The 18,595-nt window shown below is 35.8% G+C and carries 16 protein-coding genes; 9 read left to right on the top strand and 7 right to left on the bottom strand.

The window, feature by feature from the left end; all coding sequences use genetic code 11:
• The first annotated feature begins 9 nt into the window (after positions 1-9).
• From J3U13_RS02085 to J3U13_RS02065, 5 genes are read left to right on the top strand one after another with little or no spacing between them, the layout of a single operon-like run.
• Positions 10-1,152 carry an ABC transporter permease gene (locus J3U13_RS02085; RefSeq protein WP_267339815.1) on the top strand — a complete coding sequence of 381 codons (1,143 nt, stop codon included), beginning with the start codon at positions 10-12 and terminating at the stop codon, positions 1,150-1,152.
• Between the two features lie 10 nt (positions 1,153-1,162).
• Positions 1,163-1,822 (top strand): ABC transporter ATP-binding protein, encoded by a 660-nt coding sequence (locus J3U13_RS02080; protein WP_267339813.1) that lies wholly within the window; start codon positions 1,163-1,165, stop codon positions 1,820-1,822.
• A 17-nt stretch (positions 1,823-1,839) separates the two neighbouring features.
• Positions 1,840-2,307, top strand: coding sequence for a DUF4418 family protein (locus J3U13_RS02075; RefSeq protein ID WP_267339811.1), 468 nt, complete (start codon positions 1,840-1,842; stop codon positions 2,305-2,307).
• Between the two features lie 36 nt (positions 2,308-2,343).
• Positions 2,344-3,555, top strand: coding sequence for an ABC transporter permease (locus J3U13_RS02070; RefSeq protein WP_267339809.1), 1,212 nt, complete (start codon positions 2,344-2,346; stop codon positions 3,553-3,555).
• Positions 3,555-4,223, top strand: coding sequence for an ABC transporter ATP-binding protein (locus J3U13_RS02065; RefSeq protein ID WP_267339807.1), 669 nt, complete (start codon positions 3,555-3,557; stop codon positions 4,221-4,223). Before J3U13_RS02070 ends, J3U13_RS02065 begins: the two co-directional genes overlap by 1 nt.
• Positions 4,224-4,282: 59 nt before the next feature.
• Here the strand turns inward: J3U13_RS02065 and J3U13_RS02060 are convergent, their stop codons facing one another.
• Together J3U13_RS02060 and J3U13_RS02055 are read right to left on the bottom strand one after the other, a co-directional pair.
• On the bottom strand, positions 4,283-4,864 hold the full coding sequence (locus J3U13_RS02060) for a Maf family protein (RefSeq protein ID WP_267339806.1): 582 nt from the start codon (positions 4,862-4,864) through the stop codon (positions 4,283-4,285).
• Between the two features lie 5 nt (positions 4,865-4,869).
• Positions 4,870-5,271: a GNAT family N-acetyltransferase gene (locus tag J3U13_RS02055; RefSeq protein WP_267339805.1), complete on the bottom strand. Its 402-nt coding sequence runs from the start codon at positions 5,269-5,271 to the stop codon at positions 4,870-4,872.
• Between the two features lie 217 nt (positions 5,272-5,488).
• Between J3U13_RS02055 and J3U13_RS02050 the strand changes: the two genes are divergently transcribed.
• The 4 genes from J3U13_RS02050 (at position 5,489) to J3U13_RS02035 (ending at position 9,770) form a co-directional block, all read left to right on the top strand.
• Complete coding sequence (locus tag J3U13_RS02050) at positions 5,489-5,917, top strand: universal stress protein (RefSeq protein ID WP_267339804.1); 429 nt, start codon at positions 5,489-5,491, stop codon at positions 5,915-5,917.
• 371 nt (positions 5,918-6,288) lie between these two features.
• A complete protein-coding gene (locus tag J3U13_RS02045) occupies positions 6,289-6,702 on the top strand; it encodes a hypothetical protein (protein WP_267339803.1) in 414 nt (137 codons plus the stop codon).
• Between the two features lie 126 nt (positions 6,703-6,828).
• A complete protein-coding gene (locus J3U13_RS02040; RefSeq protein WP_267339802.1) occupies positions 6,829-8,637 on the top strand; it encodes a lipase family alpha/beta hydrolase in 1,809 nt (602 codons plus the stop codon).
• Positions 8,638-8,738: 101 nt separating this feature from the next.
• Positions 8,739-9,770, top strand: a complete 1,032-nt coding sequence (locus J3U13_RS02035; protein WP_267339800.1) for a T6SS immunity protein Tli4 family protein — start codon at positions 8,739-8,741, stop codon at positions 9,768-9,770.
• Between the two features lie 360 nt (positions 9,771-10,130).
• On the opposite strand, the gene rlmKL is transcribed toward J3U13_RS02035, so the two are convergent.
• The 5 genes from rlmKL to glmS all read right to left on the bottom strand — a co-directional run bounded on the left by rlmKL (position 10,131) and on the right by glmS (position 18,593).
• Entirely contained in the window at positions 10,131-12,251 is a 2,121-nt protein-coding gene (rlmKL, locus tag J3U13_RS02030) for a bifunctional 23S rRNA (guanine(2069)-N(7))-methyltransferase RlmK/23S rRNA (guanine(2445)-N(2))-methyltransferase RlmL (protein WP_267339798.1), read from the bottom strand.
• A 544-nt stretch (positions 12,252-12,795) separates the two neighbouring features.
• A complete protein-coding gene (locus tag J3U13_RS02025; protein ID WP_267339797.1) occupies positions 12,796-13,347 on the bottom strand; it encodes an MltR family transcriptional regulator in 552 nt (183 codons plus the stop codon).
• A gap of 7 nt (positions 13,348-13,354) precedes the next feature.
• On the bottom strand, positions 13,355-14,515 hold the full coding sequence (locus J3U13_RS02020; protein ID WP_267339795.1) for a mannitol-1-phosphate 5-dehydrogenase: 1,161 nt from the start codon (positions 14,513-14,515) through the stop codon (positions 13,355-13,357).
• Positions 14,516-14,598: 83 nt separating this feature from the next.
• Complete coding sequence (locus J3U13_RS02015) at positions 14,599-16,473, bottom strand: PTS mannitol transporter subunit IICBA (RefSeq protein WP_267339793.1); 1,875 nt, start codon at positions 16,471-16,473, stop codon at positions 14,599-14,601.
• Positions 16,474-16,760: 287 nt separating this feature from the next.
• A complete protein-coding gene (gene glmS, locus J3U13_RS02010) occupies positions 16,761-18,593 on the bottom strand; it encodes a glutamine--fructose-6-phosphate transaminase (isomerizing) (protein WP_267339792.1) in 1,833 nt (610 codons plus the stop codon).
• Positions 18,594-18,595 lie beyond the last annotated feature (2 nt).

Raw genomic sequence — 18,595 nt, 5'->3', positions numbered from 1 at the left:
GTAGATATGATGATGAATAAAAATCGACGCTTTATTATTAAAACTGTATTGAGTTCGCTCATTCGTCGACGCTCACGTATTACTATTGCATTATTAGGCGTGGCGATTGGCGCAACGGTATTATTAGGTATGGTTACGCTTTGTTTTGATCTTCCAAGACAGATGGGGCAGGAGTTTCGTTCTTATGGTGCGAATTTATTATTATTACCTGGTAATAATCAACCAACGATGTCAATGGTTGATGTACAAAAAGCTGTAAGCTTATTACCACAAGATAAACTACTTGGCGTCACACCGTTTCGCTATGGTAATGTGCGTGTTAATCAGCAACCCTATACCATTGTCGGTACAAACTTCAATCAAATTACTAAAACCAGTCCTTATTGGCATATTGAGGGCGGTTTGCCCAAAAAAGACCATGAAGTGATGATTGGTACCGATGTAGCTAACTTTACCAATTTAAACGTTGGTCATGAAATATCAATTTCGGGTAAATCTAAGCAAGGTTCTCATTTTGATGAAGAGTTAACTATTACCGGTATTGTTAAAACCGGTAGAGCAGAAGATAATTTTATTTTTGTCGATCTTTATGATTTAGAACAGTTTTTCGAGGAGAGTGATCAAGCCGACGTTGTTGAAGTCAGTATCACTGCATCACAAAATGAGTTAAAGCATTATATAGAAGTCATTAAAAGCCAATCAGCAACAATTGAACCACATTTAATTAAATGGGTGACACAATCGGAAACTTCAGTATTAGGTAAGCTGTCATCATTACTTTATTTAGTGACTTTTATAGTATTAGTTTTGACCATGATTTGCGTGGCTACCACCATGATGACTGTCGTAATGGAGCGGCGTAAAGAAATAGGTCTTAAAAAGGCCATTGGTGCTAAGAATGAAAGTATCGCTAAAGAGTTTTTAGCGGAGGGATTAGTTTTGGGGATTACTGGGGGGATAATTGGGGTGATTTGTGGACTTATTTTTGCGCAGGTGATCAGTTCTAACGTTTTTGGTCGTTCAATCATTATTGAATTTTATTTGATACCCAGTACCGTTTTAATATCAGCAATTGTGACGGTTATTGCTTGTTTAATTCCCGTTAAACGTGCATTAGATGTTGAGCCAGCATTAGTATTGCGTGGCGAATAGGATGTAAAGTATGAATATACTCGAAGTTAATAATGTATCTAAGATTTATGGTTCTCTTCATGCCTTATCAGAGGTGAATTTAGTAGTTGAAGAGAGCAAGTGGTTATCTATTATGGGACCATCAGGCAGTGGCAAAACGACCTTGATGAATATTATTGGTTGTATGGATAAACCATCATTAGGATCAGTCATTTTAGATGGACAAGACATTACCCAATTATCTCTACCCGAATTAACCGAAATCCGCCGTGATAAAATTGGTCTTATCTTTCAACAATTTCATTTAGTGTCTTATTTAACTGCACTGGAAAATGTTATGGTGGCACAGTATTATCACAGCATGGTTGATGAAAAAGAAGCCATGCAAGCATTGGAAAGGGTCGGTCTTGCTGCTCGCGCTAAGCACTTGCCAAATCAGCTATCAGGTGGGGAACAGCAACGTGTGTGTATTGCCCGAGCCTTAATCAATTATCCAAAATTAATATTAGCCGACGAACCTACAGGTAATTTAGACGAAAGCAATGAAGCAATGGTTATGAATTTACTGCATCAACTGCACGAAGAAGGGAGTACTATTATTGTTGTGACTCACTCACTTGAAGTATCAAAACATGCACAAACAACTGTTGTGCTTGAACATGGCAAGGTTGCCCAAGTAATTAATAATTAACAAAAAGGTTTTAAATTATGCAAAATCGTATTGTTTCATCATTAGTTTATATCATTATTGGCATATTATTTATTTTATTTCCTCTGTATATTTTACCCGTTTGCCCACCAGAAACAGTTAACCTACCCACTGCAACCATGCATGGTCAAGCAGAGCATGTGCATGCGGGAGTTGGAAAAATTATGAAATGCTTTTGGACAGGTAGAGCTGAGATTGGCGTGGGGAGTATGATTATTGCAATTGGCATCTTGATGCTATTTTGTCGTAAAATTTTTCTGCGAATGGGATTGAGTATGGCGGTCGCCTGTATTTCGTTATTTGCTGCGGCTATTCCAACCATTTTAATTGGCGTATGCAGTAACGAGATGATGCGTTGTAATATGGGCGCTAAACCAGCGCTAGTATTATTGTCCGTGTTATTATTTATTGTATCACTTGTTAATATTTTCTATCTAAATAAAGCAGCCAGACGAAGCATTTTTTAGATATGCTCCATCTTTGTTAGGAAACAGGATAAAAACATGCAAGAACAACCCATTACTTTGGCTAATTTGGCGTGGCGAAACATTCAACGGCGGCCATTTCGCAGTTGTTGTTTAATTATCATTGTTGTGTTGTTTTCTGCCACACTTTTTGGTGGCAGTGTCATTATGAAAAACCTCAGTTTGGGAATTTCAGGTATGGCAGATCGCCTTGGCGCTGATATTTTGGTTGTTCCTTATGGTTACGAAAAAAATCTAGAAATAGCCTTATTACGTGGTGAACCAAGTAGCTTTTATTTAAAGGTTGATTTAGTTGATAAAATCAAGAACATAAAAGGAATACAAGCAATATCACCTCAGTTATTTATCGCTTCTCTCAGCGCAGGTTGTTGTACTGCAAAAGTGCAACTAATTGGCTTTGATCAGCAAAGTGATTTTGTGATCAAACCTTGGTTACAATCGCAACTAGCTGAGCCTCTTACTGATAATCAAATAGTGGTTGGATCGAAAATTAGCTCAAATATTGGCGATGAAGTTATGTTTTTCAATCATCCATTTAAAATAGCAGCTAAAATGGACAGTACTGGTATGGGCTTTGATACTTCGGTATTCATGACGATGCAAGCGGCACATACCTTAATGAAAGAAGCCGGATTAGTACAAGGCGATGTGGATCATTTTGCGGATTATGCTTCTTCAATTTTTATCAAAGTTGCTCCCGATTTTCAGCCTAGAGATATTGTGAATCAAATTATGCCAAAATATGCTATCGACTATAAACTCGATTTTGTTATAACTAAAGGTATGTTAAGTAAGATTTCCAAATGGTTAAATGGCTTTTCGACAGTAGTATATAGTTTATCGGTAATTTTTTGGGTATTAGCAATAGTGATTATTTTTGTAATTTTCTCGTCAAGTTTAAATGAGCGCAAGCGAGAAATCAGTTTATTACGTATCTTAGGCGCGTCACGTCGAGATTTGGTAAAAATGTTGTTGCGTGAATCTTTAATTATTAGTGCGTTAGGTGGCTTAATGGGAATTTTATTAGCAGGCGTATTATTATATGCATTTAGTTTATTAATCTGCCAAACCATTGGTTTGCCATGCATTAATCTTTCTGTTATTGATGCGATAGGCTATGCCGTAGGAGTATTTGCATTAACTGTAATTATTGGTCCATTATCAAGTATCTATTCGGCTTTATCTATGACAAAATTTGATACTTATAGTACGCTCAGAGAGGGGGAATAATGGAACTGCATGTTAAAAATTTGCGTAAAGATTATCAACGTGCTCAGCAAACTTTTGCAGCAGTAAATAATATCAGTTTTAGCATGAAACAAGGCGATTTTAATTGCATTATGGGGAAATCCGGTAGTGGTAAAACCACGCTTCTGAATATTATTGCGGGTTTATTAACACCAACACAAGGAAAAGTAACCTTCAATGATGTAAATCTATTTGAATTAGATGATCAACAAGTATCGGCGTTTCGTAATCAGCATATTGGTTATATTCCTCAAGGCAGCAGTTTACTTTCTAATCTCACTGCAATAGATAATATTCGCTTACCCTTTTATTTAACTAAGCGTTCCAACCAGAATAGCTTAAGTTATGCACAGAAATTATTGGAAAAAGCCAAAGTCAGTTATTTGCAAGATGTGTATCCAGCAAATATGTCGGGCGGTGAAATGCGTCGTATTGCGATATTGAGAGCACTAATTTGCCAGCCACAAATTCTCATTGCCGATGAACCAACCAGTGATCTTGATGAGGAAAGTTCTAACGATATTATGCAACTGCTAAAAGAAATTAATCAACAAGGTACCACTTTATTGATTGTTACTCATGATAATGATGTGGCAAGTTATAGCCAAAATATTATGAACCTATCGGCAGGACGGTTGATTGATAAATAAGTCAATGTTCACTCACCTAATATTAAGTGAACACTGACTTATTGAGTTTGCATCACTTATTAAAGAAATAATGGATTACAATCCATGTCAATCATTATTTTATTAAGTTTTAACAGCGGTAATCCGACTAAAGAATTAATATCATCACCTTCTAATTTCTCAAACAGCGTTATACCGAGCTCATCACATTTAAAACTACCTGCACATTGTAAGGGCATCTCTTTTGCGATATAAGCCTCAATTTCTGCACAACTTAACTGACGAAAAGTGACTTTGAATGGCTCGCAAATAGTTGTTGATTGACCCGAACGAGTATTAATAACTGTCATACCGGTATAAAAATAGACTGTTTTGCCACTGCTATTGGCAAGTTGTTTACGAGCATTTTCAACCGTATGTGGTTTGCAAACAATTTTATCTTCCAAAACCCCCACCTGATCTGAGCCAATAATTAAACTATTTGGATATATGTCGACTAAGGATTGCGCTTTCAGATTCGCTAAACGTACCACTAATTGCTCGGCAGACTCTCCAGAAAGTGGCGTTTCGTCACAAATTGGTGGGACACATTCAAAAGGTATAGCGAATTTTTCAAGTACTTTTTTACGTGATAGTGATGTTGATGCTAAAATGATTCTCATATTGATTAGTCTCTTAAAATCCAAGCTGAAGGATGGGCATTAAATCCGATATGTTCATAATAATCAACTGCATTTGGTGCTGCTAGTAAAGTGATTGAGCATCCCTCATGAGTATTGTTTTTTACTTCTTTAATCAATTGTTTTCCAATACCTTGTTTTTGATAATTCTCATCCACAGCGAGATCAGCTAAATAAGTTATATAGACAAAATCTGTTAAACAACGGGCAATACCAATTAATTTATCATTATGCCACGCGGTTATAACTAAATTAGCATTATTTAACATAGCTTGAAATCGTGTTGAATCTGCAAGTGGTCGGCGTTCACCTAGTGAACAGTGACGATAAAGCTCAATAGCTTGTTCGAGTTCTGGTTTGATGTCAGAACGGTAAATGATATTACTCATGGTGATCTCCGTCATGAAATGAGCAAAAAAAAGTTTCATTTTTCTAAATTGGATTTAGGATATTATAGTGAGCATCAACTAACTTAACTATTAAAATAAAAAAATGAATCCAAATTGCGTATCCTAGTAATCAAAATCACGATTATCAAAATACAGAACAATTAAACCATATTGTTAATGATCTTTTATCCGGTTTTTTATCAAGGGGGAAAGTTTTATGTACAACAAAATTTTAGTACCAATTGATGTGCTTGAAGATGAGTTGACCCAAAAAGTCATCCCACATGTTGAATGTTTAGCAAAATTATCAAATGCTGAGGTGATTTTCTTTCATACTTTACCTGTCGCGTCAGCAATTGTGAATGCTTACTCATTTGGATTTGATGAATTTAAAGATAAAGCGACAGTAAAAACTGAACAGTGGTTAAATAAATTAATGGCTTCGGTTAATTTACCGCAAGAAAAATTGTCGTTTTCTATCGCGTTTGGTAACCCAAGGGATGAAATTCTTCATATTGCGGAAGAACTAAAACCCGATTTAATTATACTGGGATCTCGCCGCCCTAATATTACCACTCATTTATTAGGATCAAATGCAGCAGGTGTAGTTCGTAGCGCGCAAACCTCAGTTTTGGTCGTTCGTTAGTTTAGAGTTGTATTGTTTAAATCTATAGCGAGGAGCGAATAACTCCTCGTAAATAATTTGTAATCAGAGGATCTTTGTGAATACTCAAATCGATAACAATGCGATCTATTATAGGTTGTACATGTTATGAATATTCATTTTATTAATGACACATTGTTCTTAGATGTATTTATGCATAATTCTTAATATTGGTATCGATAAAATAGAAAACCAGATTTATTACTCGACTTAGTCATTATTTGGCATAACGAACAGATTAATTGACTCACGAAAAAGAAATAATTATTATTATATAATACAGATTATCATCTATATGTATCCTTGTTTTTTATGAAGATCAATATAGCATTTTGCAAATGAAGGATTGTTGTATGGGCATAATGGAGAAACTGGACGATAGCTTAGCTTCGCTTACCGGACACTTATCATACACTAACTATCTGTTTTCAGTTGATAAGCTCGACGGGTTATCCGGTATTTTTGTCGTATCAATTAAAGGTCAAGCGTGGTCAAATGCACTTTGGCAATATCAGATGGATTTGACCTGCAAAGATAAGCAAATTTCAATTGCATCCTTCCATATCCAAGCCATCTTTCTGACTCTTCCTCTTAACCAATTTCCACTAGTAGTGACAAAAATCAGCTCATTTGGTCATGTTGTAAAAATAAGCAATTTGTACGGATTAATCACTGAATTTATTATTGTCGTAGAGAGCGAAGATCAAGCACATTGTCGAGTGAAGCGTGAGGTACGCAGATTTAATGATAGTTTTTCACTGTGTTAGGGATTTACAAGTCAGCAGTAAAATTATGCTAAGTCAGTTGTAACGATCCTAGTTATTGGATAAGTGACTTTATAACTAATCACTTATCAAAAAATGATGTAACCAATAAAGGAATAAGGAAATAGAATGGACAAAAATAATGATCCCCAAAGTGCCGTATTTCACACAGTACCACGTTCAAATAAGAAAATGGAAAAAATTCATATTGAAAAAGAGCGTAAAGTTATACCTATTATTTTTTTGCCTGGCGTAATGGGAAGTAATTTAAAGGTAAAATCTACAAACGGTAAGGATTCAAATACGAAAAAAGTTTGGCGTTTAGATAGTTCGGCTTCAGTAGCTGGTTGGGCACTTTGGGGTGTTGGTGGAGCCAAAGCAAGAAAAAAAGAACTTGATCCTGAAAAAACAGAGGTAGATTACCGTGGAACTGTTATTGATGCAGCAGAAAAGGAAATTTCGAATATAAAAAAACAATACATCAAAGATATTGCTAAGTATAGCAAATATCAGGTTAATAAAATTTATGACGAAACAGTAATAAGAAATCAAAAAATAAAGCAAGCAATCAATAACCATCCTGAAAATCGGCTCTTTGGTGTTCGTCGAGCAAGAGGATGGGGAAGCGTTGGTTATAAGAGTTATGGCAAGTTTTTAGAAACCTTTCAATCATACTTATTTCAACCAAATGGACAATTATCCAGTAAAGTAAAAAGTCTGATTAAAGCTTTACCTTTTGAGTTAGAAAAAGGATCAAAAGCAAAGTTAACGTTTAATAATGATCAGATTCAGATCTTTAAAGATTATGATTTCCCTCTTTATGCGATGGGTTATAACTGGCTAGAATCTAATGAAAAAAGTGCAAAAAGACTTAAAATCCTAGTTGAAGAGACAATCCCAAGATTTTATAAAAAACGAGGCAGAACTTGCGATAAAGTGATTTTAATTACCCATTCTATGGGCGGATTGGTTGCGCGTTATTATACTGAAGTTCTGGGTGGGCGTGAAAAAGTATACGGTGTGATTAACGGTGTACAACCTTCGACGGGAGCTGCTGCCGCTTATACCCGCATGAAACGAGGAAGTGAAGCTTATGGTAGTAGTACTATGATAAATTGGGCTACTGCAAATGTTTTAGGGAAAGATGCTGCAGAAATGACGGCTGTATGTGCTCAAGCTCCTGGTCCATTACAATTGTTACCTAGCGAAAAATATGTATCAAAATGGTTAATCATTACTGCTCCTAACGGAAAATCATACTCGTTTCCTCAAAAGAATCCTTATGATGATATTTATTTAAATAAAGATCACTGGTGGTGCGTTTGTGAACCGCATTTAATTAATCCATTAAATTCAAAGCATGATTTAGCTACAATGCGAATTGATTGGCAAAACTATAAAAAGTTAATTTATAGAGATGTTAAACCTTTTCATGAAAAGATCGCTAATAAATATCATCCCAATACCTATGTGTTTTTCGGAATAGAAAATAACAGAAATAAAATGCGTAAACAGTTTTTTACCTATCAAACTGTACATTGGCAAGGTAAGGTTATTAAAGGGTATCAAAAAGAGGAAAAACGACCAGCAATGAATCATATTGGTGCTAATAATCGATTAGATTTAAACGAGATAACTGAAATCAGAACTCTTAAAGCAAGCTTTAATGATTGGAAAGAGGTTAAACGCGATTATCATTTTTTTTGGGGAACCCAAACCGTTTCGGAAAAAAGAGGCAATATTGCGGAAGAATACATATTAAAAAAAGCCGATAGCAATGGCGATGGTACCGTACCACAAAGTTCTGGTGAAATTCCACTTAATCAGATTCAAGCTCGTATGCATATACCCGTTGAACATGAACCTGCGTATCAAAATGCAATCGGTCAAGAGTTTGCTTTGCGTGCAATAGTCGATATTATTCAGAAGGTTATATAATGATCCATAACTTAAAACTTAATAAAAAACATTTTTTTTTAATTGTTATTTTATTCGTGATTACCCTCTTTAGTTACCAATTTTTTAGCAAGGATATACATATGGCAACTTTATCAACTGAACAACAACAACAGGTCGATGAGCTACTTACTGATACGGCTACCCGTTGCTTAGGAACCTATTTAATTGATTTACCAAAACAATTTAAATCATCCAAAGAAAATTCATTCAAATATGATTATAATCAAGGCATTAATATCGCAACCAATCAGCAATATTTTCCCCCTTTTAAACAGATGCTAGCCCGACGAGAACAAGAGTTAAAAAACACTCAACCAGACGATCCTATTGATGGTAAATTTTTAAAAGCAATCTACCCTTTGTCAGTTGCAAATAGTGCTGAAATAGAAGGTCTTATTTTTGAACGGATGCAGAGTGAGGGAGTTCCTGATGTAGCCCGAATTTTAGAAGGTTATCGTTGGCAGGACGAAGTTACCTTCAAAATTGAAATGGAAGCTACCAATGGTTCGGCCAGTCGGTATGATGAGGATAGAAAAAAATATCCAGATATCCATAATAACGATGTGCCGGAAAAGATAGTGCAAATGCGAAAATTGTTTGAACGCATTCGTGTTCGTGATGATTTTACTGTTCCAAACGAACCCGGTTTTTGTTTTACAAATGGCTTTATGCAAGGCGATGATGACAAACCAAAAGAAATCGATTTCATTTATCGTTATGAAGATAGGGATGATTTTTATTTTCGTATTACATTTAATAATTATGCTGGAGGTTATTCGTTATTTGATATTCCTGACTATTTTATTATTCAGGGTGAAGGGCAAAAAATTTATAAAGGGACACGTGAGAGTCACAATCTGCATTTAGAGGAAATAATTGTTAAAAGTAAGGATTTTAACGATGAAAACCTCGATGAATTTAAAAAAGAGAGTTATATCTTTAATTTAGGCATTAATATGGAAGAGCCTGATAATAAAAATCCCAACTTATTGGTTGAAATGTACTATATTGTCCCACTTGATAGCCGTAAAGCCTATAGTGAAGATCAGTTAATGGTCATATGGCGTGAAGTAACCAGTAGTATTCGTATTCGTGAAATAAAAAATCAATAACGATATTCATAAAAGTTCTAAATATTTATTCTCTTTACTAATTTATCATCCTTGATGATTGTTGTAATCTGTAAATAAGTTTTTAGTATAACGTAATTAGAATTCAATTAATTCTCTCTTATAAATGATTAAGTATTAAAAAATTGCTTTAGATGTTGTTCGAATAATGGTTGAATTCTTATAAATATTTTCATTACTAAAGGTAAAATAAACGAGTAATACTCAATTTATTTTTACCATTGAATTTATTTGTTTAATTTTTCAAAAAGAGTTTAAATTAAAACAATTCTCCTTAAAAAGATCTATACTGATTTATTTTAAGGAGAATTACGTCAAAATTTTTTCATTTTCAGTGATATTTTATTTTTGATGTTGGACAATAAAACAGCAGTGAATTTGCTTATTACGTTTAAAGTCCAAAGATAATGTTTTATTGGTGATCTCTTGATAAGTCAATCCAAGGTTTTGCATACCAGTATTATCCATTTTAAAACCACGTTTATTGTTTGAAAACACAATGATTCCATTTGGTCTTAATAACCGTTTTAGATGTGTCATTATTTTTAAGTGATCACGTTGTACATCAAAAGTATCACTCATCCTTTTTGAATTCGAAAATGTAGGCGGATCAATGAAAATTAGATCGAATTGACCATCACTTTGTTCTAAATACAATAAGCAATCAGCTTGAATTAAGCGGTGCTGTCGACCAGTTAAACCATTTTGTTTCAAATTACGATCGGCCCATTGTAAATAAGTACGTGACATATCAACTGTCGTTGTTGATTTAGCGCCACCTAGTCCAGCATAAACAGTTGCACTACCAGTATAAGCAAACAGATTTAAAAAATCTTTACCAGAACTCATCTCACCAATCATTTTGCGTGCTAAACGATGATCTAAAAACAGCCCAGTATCTAAATAATCAGTCACATTTACCCAAAATTGAGTTTTGTGTTTATTAATGGCATATTCATGCACTAAAAAATAATCCTGTTTTTGGCTCAACTTTTGATATTGCTGTTTGCCTTTTTGCTTTTCACGAGTTTTTAAAACTAACTGATCGGCAGTAAGTTCTAGCACTGACATTGTGGCGTTGATAATATCAAACAGTCGTTGCCGAGTTTTTTGTGGTTCAATATTTTTAGGTGCTGCATATTCCTGTACTATTATTTTATCTTTATAACGATCGATAGCTACATTGTATTCAGGTAAATCGGCATCATAAAGGCGATAACATTCTAGCTGTTCTTGTGCAGCCCACTTTTCAAGCTTCTGCTTATTTTTTCGTAAACGATTAGCAAAATCAGCGGCTGGCAATATGGGGGTACTGACTTGTTCGGTAGAACGTTGCGCAATTGTATAATTTTTTTGTACGCAATCTAATGGACCATTCTTCGCTTTAAATTGTCTTTCGGCACGCATTTGTAAACAGTCTAATAATTGTGGCGCAGCACTAAATAAAGAAAGTCGCCAGCCACCAAAATATTGTTTAATTTGACGACCAAGCGCTGTATGCAATGCAACAAGAGCAGGTTCACTTTCTAATCTTTCGCCATAAGGAGGGTTACTGATTATCATACCCATTACATCATCAGGGAGTGGATTGGTTAACTGCGTTACATCTTGCAGTGCATAGGTAATCAAATCGCCTACTCCAGCTTGAATGGCATTTTGTTTTGCTCGCTCTAAAACAACGGCATTATTGTCGTAACCGATAAATGGTGTATTTGGTTTACTAATATTATGTTTAGCAGCAAATAAGAGTTCATTCCAAAGTTTTGCATTAAAACCTTTCCAGGCGAAAAATCCCCACTGTTTTCTCAATAAACCTGGTGGAATTTTTGCAGCGATCATTGCCGCTTCGATCAATAGTGTTCCCGAACCACACATTGGATCGATTAATGGCGTGTCTATCTGCCATCCTGATCGCATAATGATTGCTGCCGCTAAGTTTTCTTTTAATGGAGCCTGCCCAGTTTGCTGACGATAACCACGTTGATGCAAATTACTGCCACTCAAATCTAATGACAGTGTTACACGGTTCTTATTTAAATAAGCATGAATACGAATATCTGGATCTTGCTTAGCGATATTAGGACGCTCGTTAGAATGACGAGAAAAGTGATCAACAATTGCATCTTTAATTTTGAGTGCGCCATATTGGCTATTACGAATAAAATCGTTGACACCAACAAAATTAATGACAAAGGAGTTATCAACTGCAAAAATATCTGGCCATTTAAGATTAAATACACACGAATAAAGATCTAAATCACTGTAAATATCAAACTCCGCAATGGGCAATAAAATACGCGATGCCAAACGAGACCATAATAATGATTGATATAGTGTTTTTTCATCCGCGTCAAAAAAAACACCACCCTGGGCGATTTTACAATCGACCGAACCTAACTCTTCTAACTCTTTTTTTAATAACTCTTCAAGCCCGCGCGACGTGCTGGCAAATAGTGTTTTCATGCATAATCCACTTAACAATAAAATTGAATGCATTATAGCGAGTTATTTTTATTGTGGGAAATAAAGGATAATCCTTTTTGGATCTTGATGATTTTTGAGTATGAAAACAGTAAATTTTGTAAAAAATATTTAGGAGTCTATACCGTTTCATTAGAAATTCAAACTTACATTCAACCCCGAATGTACGAATCTTAATTCAAAAGGAGGAGACTATAAAAAAGTAAATGATTTGTCTGTCACCGACAAAATTTGAATAGCATAATGAAATATAAATCACCCTGAAATTGAAAATTTTTGTTGTGTCAATAGATAGAAACTATTACAGTTTTTTTGCCAAACTGAGAGCCATACTTAACTTAGTTTGTTATGATTTAATAGAAGGATTGAATGTGTAGGTAAATTGTTTCAAAATTAATGCCATTGGTAAGGAACCATGTTTATAATAGTTCTCCCTTTATGTGATCTTGATTAAGACCAGTTTTTGTTTTTCGATGAGTCCTTGGTTTTTTATTAACCAACTGTTTTAAAGATGAATTTTCTCTCTTTAAGGGATGCAGTGAATATTTTGTTTATTAATCATACGTACCGTCAGATCCGTAATAGCGATAATCAGTGCTGAGCGTATCATTTGTTGATATCGATTTTGATAGATGGATGACTTTAATGTATCGACAATACCAGAATCCTTGGCTTTTTGATGTTGTGAATCCCAATTTGATGGCAGTACCATATCATGTAATAGACTAATCGGACCTAATATTTCATCGTCGAGGTAAGTGTATTTTTTATCGTCATGATCAAGTTCGTCTAATATGGCAATTAATAGCTCGACATCTTCATACTCTTCGTGCGTTATGATTCCAAACACATAAAGTAATTTTAAACAGATAGATGTATCATTGAGCGGACCATTTTTATCAATGAGTGAAGGTATGACAAATTTTATAGCGTGAGGTTCTTTACGAAAGGACTTTATAAGCAATTGACTAATAATGCTATTGATCATTTTTATCGCCTCCGCCAGCAAGCTGTGTATGTCAGCTTGCTGGTTGAGTTTTTCAAGTATTGTGTTTTCTGCTAATGTTGATTCTAGCATTATTCATTTAGTATTGATGATGTTGCATGGAAGTATAAAGTTGTTCAATTTGACAAACAATAGGATTATTGATTTCGATACCTGAAATATCACAAAATGTTTGAATTAAGCCTTTTTCAACGATTTGTTTATTTAAGTCAATAGCTTGATGGTCATCAACATTGTAATAATTAAGTGCTGCTGCAATACCGATGAGCAAGTTGTTATTGCTTAGTTCATATTCAAATGTGCCAAGTAGCGGTTTAACTAATCGATCGTTAGACCCTAATTTACGAATGGGTTGACGACCAACGCGAGCTGTATCGTCTTGGAGATATGGATTTTCAAAGCGCGTAAGGATCTTTTCAATATAGGTTTGGTGTTTAGCAGGGTCAAAATTGTAACGTTTTATCAGTACTTGACCGCTTTCCTGCATTGCTCCTTGTACAACTGTGCGAATGCTATTAACTAAAATAGCATCACGGATGGTTGCAATATTATTGTAAAATCCTAAATAAGCGGTGATGGCATGACCTGTATTTAAAGTAAATAATTTACGTTCGACAAATGCCATTAAATTATCGACTGGCTCCATACCTTTGATTGATGGGATATCGCCAATAAATTGATTTTTATCAACAATCCATTCCGAAAATGTTTCAACTGTGACTTCTAAAATATCGCCTATTTTAGATGTTGCTGGTGGTACGATGCGGTCAACGGCTGAATCAACAAAGCCAATATGACTGTTCATCCATGAGTGGAGTTCATAAGGTATGTATTTAAATACTTCTTGTTTTAATTGGCTGGTTCCTCGTACCATGTTTTCACAAGCAATGATATTAAGTGGTGCGTTGTTGGTTTGTTGATATCTTGCAATCAATCCTTTTGCCATATCTTCAGCAATCCGAGCTAAAATCTGTGGACCCACTGCGGTGGTTACTAAATCGACTGTTCCAATATAGTCAATCACTTCGGACGATGAGCTATTAATCGCGTCAACATTGTGAACAATTTCAGTGGTTGATTGCTCGCCCACCACATTAACAGGGTACTGATGACGTTTGGCAATTTCGTCAATCACTTGTTGGTTAACATCGACAAATGTTACATGAATACCTGCGTCTGATAATAATTTACCGATAAATCCGCGCCCAATATTGCCAGCGCCAAAATGTAATGCTTGCATTTTTTACCTTTAATTTGTATTTAATATAATTGGTTTAACAACTTTCCTTAAGTAAAGTGAAGGAAGTCATTGTGATGTCATACTTAACTTAATATTGCTAACACTTCATCAAAACGAGAGGTATTGGATAGTTTGGCAATAAGGTTTGGATCGTCCAGCGCGTTAGTTAATTTGGCTATGACATCTAAATGTTCGTTATTGCGTGCAGCGATGCCAATAACGATTTTGGCTTTGTCATTCGCTTCTTCACCAAATTCTATTCCAGCTGGATATTGACAAAAGACGATACCGGTATTGATGACACTATCTTTGGCTTCAATTGTGCCATGAGGTACAGCAATGGATTGGCCAAGATAAGTTGAAGTTAGCCGTTCACGCTCTAGCATTGCTTCAATGTAAGCGGATTTAACATAGCCGTTATCCATTAATTTTTGCCCTGCAAAACGGATTGCTTCTTCTTTGTTTTGAGCGGTTAAACCTAAAAAGATGTCCTTTTCTGTGAATTGAAATAATGGTTGGATATTATGCGTTGATGTTTCAATATTACTACGATTAATATTGCTAACACCTTGTGCAACAATCAATTCGTTTACAAGTTGGCTATATAAATCACTGTTTAAGAAATTAGTTAATGAGATGTGATGTGCATTGGGTGCATATTGTTTTGCTCGTTGAGTTAAATCTCTATGAGTAATAACGATATCGGTATCGGAGGTTAGATTGTTGATGGCAAGATTAATAACACAAATGTCTAAATTAGCATCTTGTATTTTTTTGCGAAGTACACCTGCACCCATTGCACTCGATCCCATCCCTGCATCGCAAGCTACAACAATTTTTTTCACATTATCAAGATTAAATGTTTCAGTTTTTAAAGCTTTGTATTCATCCTTCATCGCTATGACATCTGATTTTGCATCTTCAAAGCTTTTATCGATATTTTTAGTTGTTTTTAATAATACGATTGATACTAAGAATGATACTGTCGTTGCGGCTAGGACTGAGGTAATCACACCAAGCATTGAATCTTTAGGCGTTACTGCTAATAGGGCAATAATTGAACCTGGTGAAGCGGGGGAACTTAAGCCTGAATTAAAAAGGGTAAGTGTAAATACACCTGTCATCCCACCTAAAATCATGGCAATAATTAAGCGAGGATTCATTAACACATATGGGAAATAAATTTCATGAATACCACCAAAGAAGTGAATGATTGCAGCACCACTTGCTGAACCTTTTGCCGCGCCTTTACCAAAAAGCATATAAGCAAGTAATAATCCCAAACCTGGTCCAGGATTAGCTTCAATTAGAAAGAATATTGATTGTGTATGTTCGGCTGCTTGTTGAATACCAAGTGGTGAAAATATACCATGGTTAATTGCATTATTTAAAAATAAGATTTTTGCTGGTTCAACAATAATAGAAGTGAGTGGTAATAAATTATGTTGCACCATAAAGTCAACACCGCTTGCAAGTACCTTAGATGCGACAACTACTGAAGGTCCAATGGCAAAGAATGATAATAAAGCAAGGAGCATACCAATAATACCGGCTGAAAAATTATTGACTAACATTTCAAAGCCACTTTTGATTTTACCGTCTATGGTCTTATCAAATTGTTTAATCACCCAGCCACTTAATGGACCTACAATCATAGCCCCTAAGAACATTGGAATGGATGCTCCAACAACCACACCCATAGTTGTTACGGCTGCAACGACACCTCCTCGTTCTCCATGAACTAATTTACCGCCACTATAGCCAATGAGCAGTGGCAATAAATAAGTGATCATTGGACCAACGAGTTTGGCAACATTTTCATTAGGATACCAGCCCGTTGGAATAAAAATTGCCGTTATAAATCCCCAAGCAATAAAAGCCCCGATATTAGGCATCACCATATTACTTAAGAATCGCCCAAAGTTTTGGACTTTTAATTTAATATTTAATGTTGTCATAAAATGCATCTTTCCTTATTGATGAATATAATTATTATGCTTTTATTTTATAGGGATTTATTCATAATATTCATCTGGAATAATGAGTAAATGTGACCCTTATCACACTTCAAAAAACAGGGTATTTTCTGATTATGTGATGTGGTTCACACTTGCAAAATGGTTAAATGCTTGGAAGGATGTTTGGCATAAATTTTATGCCAATGGTTTGTGATGCTTGTCTGATTTTTATTGATCTTTACCCATAATAATTGACCCTTATGGTCTTAATAATTATGGGTTTGGTTTTACTCGACTGTTACCGACTTTGCTAGATTCCTGGGTTGGTCGACATCTGTGCCTTTGATTAATGCCACATGGTAAGCCAGTAATTGAGTTGGTACAGTGTAGTAGATTGGTGCGGTAAGCTGTTCAATATGGGGTAAATTAATAATATGCATGGTGTCGTCGCTGACAAAACCGGCATCTTGCTCAGCAAATACATAAAGTTGACCACCACGAGCACGGACTTCTTCAATATTGGACTTTAATTTTTCCAACATTTCGTTAGTTGGTGCCATAACTATTACCGGCATGTCTGCATCAATTAATGCTAAAGGACCATGCTTGAGTTCACCAGCAGCGTAAGCTTCAGCATGAATGTATGAGATTTCTTTTAGTTTTAATGATGCTTCCATAGCAATTGGGTATTCATCGCCTCGCCCTAAGAATAGAGCGTGATGCTTATCAACAAATTGACTGGCGAGTTTTTTAATTTGTGGTTCACACATTAATACCTGTTCAATACGATTTGGTAAGGTTTGTAATGCGTGAACAATGGCTTGTTCTGTGCTTTCTGCCATGTCATTGAGTCGCCCCAATTTGGCAACTAATAACAGCAATACCGTTAATTGAGTAGTAAATGCTTTTGTGGACGCAACACCTATTTCTACCCCAGCTTTAGTTAATAGTACTAATTCTGCTTCACGAACAAGGGTTGATGCTGCTACATTACACACTGCGAGTGTACTTAGGTAGTCGATTTCTTTTGCTAGCCTTAGTGCGGCTAAAGTGTCTGCAGTTTCACCTGATTGCGATAACGTGATAAATAAGCTGTTTTTTCGACGTGCTGGTTTACGATAGCGAAATTCTGACGCTATTTCGACATCGCAAGCAATACCGGCTAAAGCTTCAAACCAATAACGAGCAACCATACCAGCATTATAAGCAGTACCACATGCCACGATTTGAATATGTTCAACTTGTTTTAAAATATTTTCGGCACGCTCCCCTAGTTCAGATAAATCTACTCTTCCATGTGCCATACGACCTTCAAGCGTATTTTTTATAGCATTAGGTTGTTCGTAGATCTCTTTTTGCATATAGTGGTTGTGTCCTGCTTTGCTCCCAGCGTCATATCTGGCATCGGATTCAATACGTGGACGGGTAACATGTTGATAATTTTTATCTATGATTGTAATCGCGCTGTGGCCAATAAGGGCAATATCACCTTCTTCTAAAAAGATAAATTGACGTGTGACTGGTAATAATGCAAGTTGATCTGAGGCAATAAAATTTTCACTCATACCACAACCAATCACTAAGGGGCTGCCCGAACGTGCAGCGACTAATATATCAGGGTTACGAGTATCCATTATCACAGTGCCATAAGCCCCACGTAGCTGTGGTATCGCTTTTTGGACAGCATCAAATAATGAGCAATCTTCAGTTGCAATGATGTCATGAATTAGATGAGCAATAACTTCAGTATCGGTTTCGGAACGGAACTGGTAACCTTTAGCAATGAGCTGTTCTCGTAATGGTTCAAAGTTTTCAATAATACCGTTGTGCACCACACTAATAAATCCGGAAACATGTGGGTGGGCATTATGTTCAGCCGGTTCACCATGTGTTGCCCAGCGTGTGTGGGCAATACCAGTTGAACCTTTGAGTGGGTGCGCATCGACGGCATCTTTTAGGGCTTGAACTTTGCCAACGCGACGAACGCGTTGTAATTCGCCTTGTGGCGATATAATGGCAAGCCCAGCAGAATCATAACCGCGATATTCTAATCGTTTTAAACCTTCTAGTAATATATCAGCAACATCACGTTTGGCCACACCACCAACAATTCCACACATAG

It is taken from the genome of Gilliamella sp. B2887, from assembly GCF_026537015.1.
Classification (GTDB): Bacteria; Pseudomonadota; Gammaproteobacteria; order Enterobacterales; family Orbaceae; genus Gilliamella.
This window is presented reverse-complemented; position numbering and strand designations above follow the sequence as displayed.